The 7,747-nt window shown below is 69.8% G+C and carries 8 protein-coding genes; 4 read left to right on the forward strand and 4 right to left on the reverse strand.

Annotated elements, in window-relative coordinates; genetic code table 11:
- The coding region (locus tag K8V84_RS22480) for an NAD(P)-binding domain-containing protein (RefSeq protein WP_304078415.1) at window positions 1-1,229 on the reverse strand (1,229 nt) is incomplete at its 3' end.
- Between the two features lie 94 nt (window positions 1,230-1,323).
- Between K8V84_RS22480 and K8V84_RS22485 the strand changes: the two genes are divergently transcribed.
- From K8V84_RS22485 to K8V84_RS22495, 3 genes are all read left to right on the forward strand, one after another.
- A complete protein-coding gene (locus K8V84_RS22485; protein ID WP_304078417.1) occupies window positions 1,324-2,223 on the forward strand; it encodes a metalloregulator ArsR/SmtB family transcription factor in 900 nt (299 codons plus the stop codon).
- Between the two features lie 626 nt (window positions 2,224-2,849).
- A complete protein-coding gene (locus K8V84_RS22490) occupies window positions 2,850-3,482 on the forward strand; it encodes a diguanylate cyclase (protein ID WP_304078419.1) in 633 nt (210 codons plus the stop codon).
- A 296-nt stretch (window positions 3,483-3,778) separates the two neighbouring features.
- On the forward strand, window positions 3,779-4,390 hold the full coding sequence (locus K8V84_RS22495) for a flavodoxin family protein (protein ID WP_304078421.1): 612 nt from the start codon (window positions 3,779-3,781) through the stop codon (window positions 4,388-4,390).
- Window positions 4,391-4,563: 173 nt separating this feature from the next.
- Here K8V84_RS22495 and K8V84_RS22500 read toward each other — a convergent pair whose 3' ends face one another.
- Window positions 4,564-6,018, reverse strand: coding sequence for an NAD(P)/FAD-dependent oxidoreductase (locus K8V84_RS22500; RefSeq protein ID WP_304078423.1), 1,455 nt, complete (start codon window positions 6,016-6,018; stop codon window positions 4,564-4,566).
- The gene (locus K8V84_RS22505; RefSeq protein WP_304078425.1) at window positions 6,015-6,479 is read right to left on the reverse strand and encodes a DUF3556 domain-containing protein; all 465 of its coding nucleotides are present in this window, start codon (window positions 6,477-6,479) and stop codon (window positions 6,015-6,017) included. The genes K8V84_RS22500 and K8V84_RS22505 overlap by 4 nt, the downstream gene beginning before the upstream one ends.
- Here K8V84_RS22505 and K8V84_RS22510 point away from each other — a divergent pair.
- Window positions 6,447-6,668 (forward strand): hypothetical protein, encoded by a 222-nt coding sequence (locus K8V84_RS22510; protein WP_304078428.1) that lies wholly within the window; start codon window positions 6,447-6,449, stop codon window positions 6,666-6,668. The genes K8V84_RS22505 and K8V84_RS22510 overlap by 33 nt on opposite strands.
- Window positions 6,669-6,849: 181 nt before the next feature.
- Here K8V84_RS22510 and K8V84_RS22515 read toward each other — a convergent pair.
- Window positions 6,850-7,747, reverse strand: an 898-nt coding sequence (locus tag K8V84_RS22515) for a C40 family peptidase (protein ID WP_304078426.1), incomplete at its 5' end; no start/stop codon positions are given.

The following is a 7,747-nucleotide window of genomic DNA, read 5'->3' on the forward strand; positions in this document are numbered from 1 at the left end:
CCGCACACCCCGGTCTCGGGCAGCACCAGCTCCACACGGGCCGCGCCCTCGTGGTCCCCGGCCAGGTGCGCGGCGATGCTGCGTACCTGCTCATACCCGGTCAGCGCCAGGAACGTCGGGGCGCGCCCGTAGGACTTCATCCCCGCCAGGAAGAACCCGTCCTCGGGGTGGGAGAGCTCGGCCGCACCGTGCGGATAGACGGTTCCGCACGAGTGCTGGTTGGGGTCGATGAGCGGGGCCAGCTCCACCGGCGCCTGGAGGGTGGAGTCCAGACCCAGACGCACCTCGGACAACAGGGACAGGTCGGGGCGGAACCCGGTCAGCGCCACCACCTCGTCCACCGACTCCGCCTTGGGGCCGTCCTCGCCCACCAGGACCAGGCGGTCCTCCATCGATCGAACCTGGGCGGTACGGAACCCGGTCACCACCTCGACGTGTCCGGCCTCGACGGCCGCACGTGCCCGCCGGCCGAGCGCACCCCGCGCGGCGAGCCGGTCGGCCGCGCCCCCGCCGAAGGCGTCCCCGACCTCGCCGCGACGCAGCACCCACAACACCTTCGTCCCCGGAGCCTCTTGGGCCAGCCCGGCCAGGGCCACCAGCGCCGTCAGCGCCGAGTGCCCGCGCCCGACCACGGCGGTGCTCCGTCCCGCATAGCGGATCCGAGTTTCCTCATCGCTCAGGTCGGGGATCCGGTAGGAGATCCGCTCGGCCGCGGCGGTTTCGCCCAGGGCGGGCAGGCCGTCACCGCCCACCGGGTTGGGGCTGCCCCAGGTGCCGGAGGCGTCCACGACCGCCCGGGCCAACAACCGCTCTTCGCCTTCACGAGTGCGCACCCGCACGGTGAAGGGCTGCTCGGCGCGTCCGGCGTCCACGACTCGGTCCCGGCCGAGCCGGCTCACCCCGGTCACCTCCGTACTGAAACGCACCCGGTCGCCGAGGGCCTCGGCCAGGGGAGCGAGGTAGTCCTCGACCCACTCACGTCCGGTCGGGTACCCGCCGCCGTCCGGGTGCCGCCATCCCGTGGCGGCGAGCAGCTTCTCCGCGGCCGGGTCGACCAGGTCGCGCCACATCGAGAACAGCCGCACGTGCCCCCACTCGGAGACCGCCGCCCCGGCATGGTCACCCTTCTCCAGGACCAGGGCCGGAAGGTCACGGGCCCTCAGTTCCGCCGCGGCCGCCAGTCCCACGGGGCCGGCTCCGATCACCACCACGGGATGTCCGTCGTCCATGACTCACCTCTTTCATCGACTGTTGTCTATGAATCGGGACTTTATCGATGCTCATCGATGGACGCAACCATCGATCGTCGTCGATAATGAGGGCATGACCCTTGCGCCTCTCGAACACACCGAACGCTCGCTCCCTTCGGTCGACACCGAGACCTACGCCGCCTGGTTCGCCTGCCTGGCCGAACCGATGCGAGTGCGACTACTCCACGCCATCGCCACCACCCCCGGCTCGGTCAGCGTGGGCGAACTGGCCGACCTCGTGGGTGTTCGCCAACCCACCGTCTCCCACCACCTGCGCAAACTCGCCGACGTGGGCTTCGTGACCCTCACCAAGGTGGGCACCTCCACCCGGGTCGCCGTCAACCCCGCCTGCTGCACCGGACTGCCCCACGCCGCCGACGTGGTGATGGGCGTGCTCAACACGCGACCGTGCTGCCCCACCGATCTGCCCGCAGACGTCACCACCCGCGCCATGACCGACACGGACCTGGACGTGGTCCACAAGATCTACGCCGAGGGCATCGCCACCGGCCAGGCCACCTTCGAGACCGAGCCCCCCGACACCGAAGCTCTGAAAACCAAGTGGATCGACGGGCACCGCTGGGTCGCCGAGACCGACGGAAAGGTGGTCGGCTGGGCCGCGGCTTCGCCGGCCTCCGACCGGGCGGTCTACGCCGGGGTCGCCGAGACGTCCGTGTACGTCGCCGAAGACGCGCGCGGACGCGGTGTGGGCAAGGCCCTGCTCTACCGTCAGGTGACCGAGGCCGACACCGGGGGGCTGTGGACGCTGCAGAGTTCGGTCCTTCCTGAGAACCGCGCCGGCTTGTCCCTGCACCACCAGGCGGGTTTTCGCACCGTGGGAGTCCGTGAGCGTATAGCTCGACATCACGGCCGCTGGCGCGACATCGTCCTGTTGGAACGCCGCCGGGGCGCCGGATCGGACACCGGCACTGCGGCCTCCTGCGCCGATGATGCGGACTGCTCGACCGTCTGAACGATTCGCCCCATGCCGGAGCCGCCGTGACTCCCACGCTCAAACCGAGGCTTCGTCACACCCGAGGTCGCCGAACCGCTCCACCAGGTCCGCCGCGCCCACGTCGAGCGAACGGCCCGGTGGCCCAGGCCCCACCCGGCCCGGGTGTGCGAACTGAGGGCCGCGGCTCCTTTCGCGCGCCCGTACCTGCCCGGCGTCACCGAGTGGCCACCGGCCTGGGTCCCCTTTCCACGGCTCTACGCGATGGTCCGATGGAGCCGGATGGTCTGTCCCCATTGTTCCGCACACCGAATACCGAGAGTGGTCCGCCGCCGATGCGGCCGCACGATCCACGGTATGGGGCTGGGACCCGCACGTTGGCGGTGAGCGGGAGTCGAGGGTGGCCCAGGCCAGGCCGGGGTACGCGGGCATCGCCGACCACGGACACCCACTCCGGTGTGCTGTCGGAGGTGGCCCGGAAAGCGGTGGAGCGGACCGCGCGGCACGCTGGACTCAGTCCTGGCCCTGGCGGGGTTCCTGTGTCTGAATGGTGACGGGTGCCGGTGAGGTGGGTGCGGGCAGTGGTCCATGTCGATCCCCACGGTGGGTCGATACCGGCACCACAGGCGAGGTTATGGAGCATGCGCATGCAGAGTTTCTCCGAGTCCCTGAGCCGGACCGTGGCCAGGTGGCGCAGCCGACCGACACTGTCCGTCCCGGCGGACAGTGAAGATCTCGAGGTCATCACCCGACGGTTTCTGCTGTACGGGGTCCTGCCGTTGTGGTTCGTCCCGGCGGTCGCCGACCACGTCATGCATCGGCGCACCGACATCGAGCACACGAGCGGGACCCGTGAGTCCGCCATCCACGCTCTGATGATGGCCGAAGCCGGCGTCCCGGTCATGTTGGGCCTGTTCGCGCGCATCAATCCGCTGGTACTGAGCACCATGTACGGTGCCGCGGCCATCCACGCGGCGACGGCTCTGTGGGACGTGCACGTGGCCACCGAAGACCGCGAGGTACGTCCGGTGGAGCAGCACATCCACAGCTTCCTGGAAGTGCTGCCCCTGACCGCCATCGCTTTCCTGTCCTGCCTGCATTGGGACCAGGTCCGCGCCTTCGCCGGCACCGACCCCGACCGGTGGAAGCTCCAACCCAAACGTGAGCGCCTGCCCGGCGGTTACGTCGCCGGGATCGCTGCGGCGGTGGGCTGCTTCATCGTCCTGCCCTACGGGGAGGAACTGCTGCGCTGCGTCCGTGCCCAGCGTCGCAGGGCCTGAGCAGGAACCGACGTGGGAATACGAGCCGGAAAGGGTCACCGGGAGGATCGGTCCGGACTTTTACGGTGGCACTCCTGCGTCCCGCCTGTTGCGCTTGGCGCGTGAAAGGAGAGGGACGCCTGGGCCGGGAAGAAGCCGGATTCGTGGCTTTGGCAGGATGTCCAGGCATGGGGGCTCCTTCCTGTTTCCTGTAGGTCCTTCGTCAAGGACTCGTCGGCTCCGTAATTTCCGTGAAATGGCCTGCCGAAGCACCTGACCTACAGAAGGACAAGACCGGAGATGGGTAGGTTGCCGCTATGCCTTCCGATCTTCGGGCCCTCGCCCTGGTATGCAGTCTCAAGCCCGGTCCGGACCGTTCCAGCAGCGAATTGCTCGCACGACAAGTACTGGACGAACGCTCCGAACACGGGGTCCGGGGAGAGTCGGTGCGGGTCGTCGATCACCGGGTCGGCCCCGGTGTGGCGGTCGACATGGGGCAGGGCGGTGAATGGCCGGGGCTGCGACAGAAGCTCGTGGACTCCGACATCCTGGTCCTGGCCACCCCTACCTGGGTGGGGCACATGTCGAGTGTCGCCCAGCGGGTGCTGGAGCGGATCAACGCCGAACTCTCCGAGACCGACGACCAGGGGCGGCCGTCGATGTACGGCAAGGTCGCCGTGGTCGCGGTCGTCGGCAAAGAGGACGGGGCGCACAAGATCGTCGCGGACTGCGTGCAGGCGTTGAGCGACACCGGGTTCACCATCCCCGCCACAGGGTCCACCTACTGGAACTCCGAGGCGATGAACCCCAAGGACTACATCGACCTCGACAGCACCCCGGAAGCCGTGGCGACCACCACGGCGACGTTGGCCCGCAACGCCGCGCACCTGGCACGTCTACTTCAAGCGCAGCAGTATCCGACCTCGTGACCGCCGCGGCCCGCATCGGTCGGGTGGGCGTCCGGCCCGGTGGGTCGCCCTCCCAGGGCACGATCTGCCACAGCCCCCATCGACCGCCTCACCCACCACGCACCGACTCGTAAGGAACGTGCGTGTCGCTGGAACCGGCGGCCCCTTTGCGGAGCGGCCATCGGGCCGACCGATCAGGGAGGGCCGGCCCTTCCCAACGCCCGAGGAGAAACACCGCCGTTCAGGTACCGCAGCGCACGGGCCGCGGCGTGGGCCCCGCACATGCCGTGGGCGCCGGGACCGGGCGGGGTGGCGGCCGAGCAGAGGAAGTGCCCGGGTGGTCCGACGTCGTAGGGGGTGAGTGTCGTCCGGGGGCCGAACACGAGCTGGGGGATGTCCTTGGCCCCGGTCATGATATTTCCGCCGACGTAGTTCGGGTTGTACTCGGCGAGACCGGGCGCCGTGCGCACAGCGGTACCGATGATCCGCTCCCGAAAGCCCGGGGCGAAGCGCTCGATCTGTGAGGTGATCGCTTCGCTCGCGTCACCGGCGTAGCCACAGGGAACGTGGGCGTAGCTCCACACCGGGTGGACCCCACCGACCGAGCGCTGAGGATCGGCCAGATACTGCTGTCCTACGAGGACGAACGGCCGCTGCGGCATCCGCCCTGAGTGGATCCGCCGTTCGGTGGCGGTGACCTCGGCGAACGAGCCCCCGACATGGACGGTGCCCGCCCGACGCGCCGAATCGGCCGTCCATGGCACGCCGCCCTCCACCGCGAAGTCGACCTTGAAGGCACCGGGGCCGTAGCGGAACCGCCGGTAGGCCCGGGCGACACGCGGCGGCAGCCGGTCTCCCATGATGTCGGCCACCGCCGTGGGGGAGAGGTCGAACATCACCACGTCGGTGCCTGGTAGTTCGGAGGCGGAGCGCACCTGGACGTCGGTCTCGATCTTGCCACCGAGATCGAGCAGCAACGCCGCCATCGCGTCGGTGATCGATCGGGAGCCACCGGCGGCCACCGCCCAACCATGTCGATGCCCCGCCGTGAGGATGCCCAGCCCGATGCTGGAGCTCAGCGGCCGGTGCAGCGGGTGAAACGCGTGCGCCGCCACACCGCCGAACAGGGCTTTGGCCTGCTCGCCGGCGAAGGTCTTCGCCAGCAGTGACGCCGGCATCAGTGCGGGGATCCCGAAGCGGGCCAGCCGGATCGGATGGTGCGGGATCCGCAGCAGCGGTCGGAGGATGTCCTTCGCCAACGCGTCGTAGTGGGCCGCCGGTTCGGCGAACAACCGCGCCCAGCGGGCGCCGTCCGCGCCGAGACCCGCGGCGGTCTCGGCGACGGAACGGTGCAACACCCCCGCGGTGCCGTCATCGAGCGGGTGCACGCAGTCGATCTCGGGCAGCCGCCAGCGCAAGCCGTAACGCTCCAGGTCGAGGCTCTGCAGGAAACTCGACCCGACGGCCATCGGATGGAACGCCGAGCAGTGGTCGTGCCTCAGACCGGGCAGGATCGCTTCGCCGGTGCGGGTTCCGCCACCGATCTCCTCGGCCGCCTCGAGCACGGTGACCCGTACTCCCGCCCGAGCCATGGCGATGGCGGCGGCGAGCCCGTTGGGGCCGCCGCCCACGACGACGGCCGTGCTCATGCCGGGCTCCCCGCGGTCGAGCCGGCTTCGTCGCCACTCCGAGCCGGCGGGGCGGCTCCGGCCGGGTCGGTCCAGGTGACCGTCAGTGGGATGGGGCCGTTGGGCAGCCACGGCTGTTCGGCCACCGCGTCGGCGACCTGCCAGGTACCGCGTTCGACCACCCCGAGCGCGGCGTCGATGACCTTGTGGTGCTGGACCGTGGAGTGGATGGGCTGCGATTCGACCCAGAGCACGATCCATTCCCCCGGGGAGAACCCGACCCGCTCCCGCACCGCTCGGATCAGGTCCTCGTCGTGCGGGTGCCCGTCACCGAAGTCGAACCCGATCAGCGAGTCGCAGCCGAACGCGACCTCGCGCACGGTCCGCTCGTCGAGGTCGGGCAGGTTCTTCATCAGCACCGACAATAGCCGACCGCGCTGCGCGAGACGCTGCGTGTGTTCTTGATGAACGGTGAGAACCACGGCAAGACCGCCGAGCAGCTCACCCCGCGCCGCAACACCGTCGAGTACCGGCTCGGCGAGGTCTTCGGGAACGGTTGCGGCCCGGGCGCCTATGACCGACCGGATGTCTCGCTCGCCCCGCAGACCTGTGATTACCTGGGAGATCGGGTGCTGCTCCCGACCCGAGGGGGCCCGCCCGCCGCGCAGTAGTCGCGGCATCGCGGTCACCCGCACCGACAAGCCCACGCGTGTGCTTCGCCGTGGACGTGCCCCGGCCGGCGGGTGCGGGGGCCGTGGGGGAGGGCGTCGATGGACTCGACGAATCGGCGCGTAGTCGGTGAAGCCGAGACGGCCGCGCCGCGATCATCGCGGCGCGGCCATCTCGGTTCGTTCACAGGATGCGCTTGGCTCCCGAGAACTCGTCGGCCTCGTCCCACTCGTCCCAATCCACGATGGACACGCTCGTGGAGGCGTTCGGCGCGTGGATCATCTGTCCGTCACCGATGTACATGCCCACGTGGTGCACGGGGCCTCCACCGCCCGGATCGGCGAAGAACAGCAGGTCACCCGCCTGCAGGTCGGGCACGTCGACGTCCGTGCCGGCCGTGGCCTGAACCGAGGAATCCCGCGGGATGTCCACGCCGTGCGCACGGTAGATCGAGTAGGTGAACCCGGAACAGTCGAACCCGAAGGAGGAGACGCCCGCCCACAGGTAGCGCAGGCCCAGGAACTCCTCGCCCGTTCGCACCAGGTCCTGGCCGCTCGGCGCGTCCGGTTCGTCACCGGGCGCGTAGACGTCCGCGTCGTCGCTGTCCAGCCATGCCGTCGAGCTGTCGGGCAGGGCGACGCGCAGCGCCTCCGGGGTGGTCTCCAGCACCGGCAGCCGGGTGTTGAAGCTGATCTCCTGGAGTTCTTCGCCTGCGGGCGCGTCGGTCAGCGATGCGCGATCCGCCGTGACCTGTGCCGATGGCAGGTCCTCGACTCGCCGTGCGAACTCGTCGTTCTCCACCAGTTGTTCGACCGGAACCCAACCCGGGTAGCCCCGTTCGTCCCGGGGGGTCGACTGCTCCGGGACCACGATGTGCGCCCAGTCCCCGGAGAGCTCGGTGATCTCCACCTCGGACCCGAGCACGGCCTGGCTTTCCAGCCTGCCCGTCAGCCAGCCGCGCGTCTGGGTGTCCTCCATGTTCGTGTTCCACTGGTCCAGGTCGACGGGGTTGGTCAGCGAGGGCGCGTCCAACTCGCGAGCCGTGTCCGGTTCCGTCCAGAGGGTGGCGGCGGTGACGTCC

This window comes from Nocardiopsis listeri (genome assembly GCF_020741345.1).
Taxonomy (GTDB): Bacteria; Actinomycetota; Actinomycetes; order Streptosporangiales; family Streptosporangiaceae; genus Nocardiopsis; species Nocardiopsis listeri_A.

Coding starts and splice junctions, on each gene's coding strand:
- K8V84_RS22485 (WP_304078417.1), top strand. CDS start 1,324: ATGACCCTTGCGCCTCTCGAACACACCGAACGCTCGCTCCCTTCGGTC.
- K8V84_RS22490 (WP_304078419.1), top strand. CDS start 2,850: ATGCAGAGTTTCTCCGAGTCCCTGAGCCGGACCGTGGCCAGGTGGCGC.
- K8V84_RS22495 (WP_304078421.1), top strand. CDS start 3,779: ATGCCTTCCGATCTTCGGGCCCTCGCCCTGGTATGCAGTCTCAAGCCC.
- K8V84_RS22500 (WP_304078423.1), bottom strand. CDS start 6,018: ATGAGCACGGCCGTCGTCGTGGGCGGCGGCCCCAACGGGCTCGCCGCC.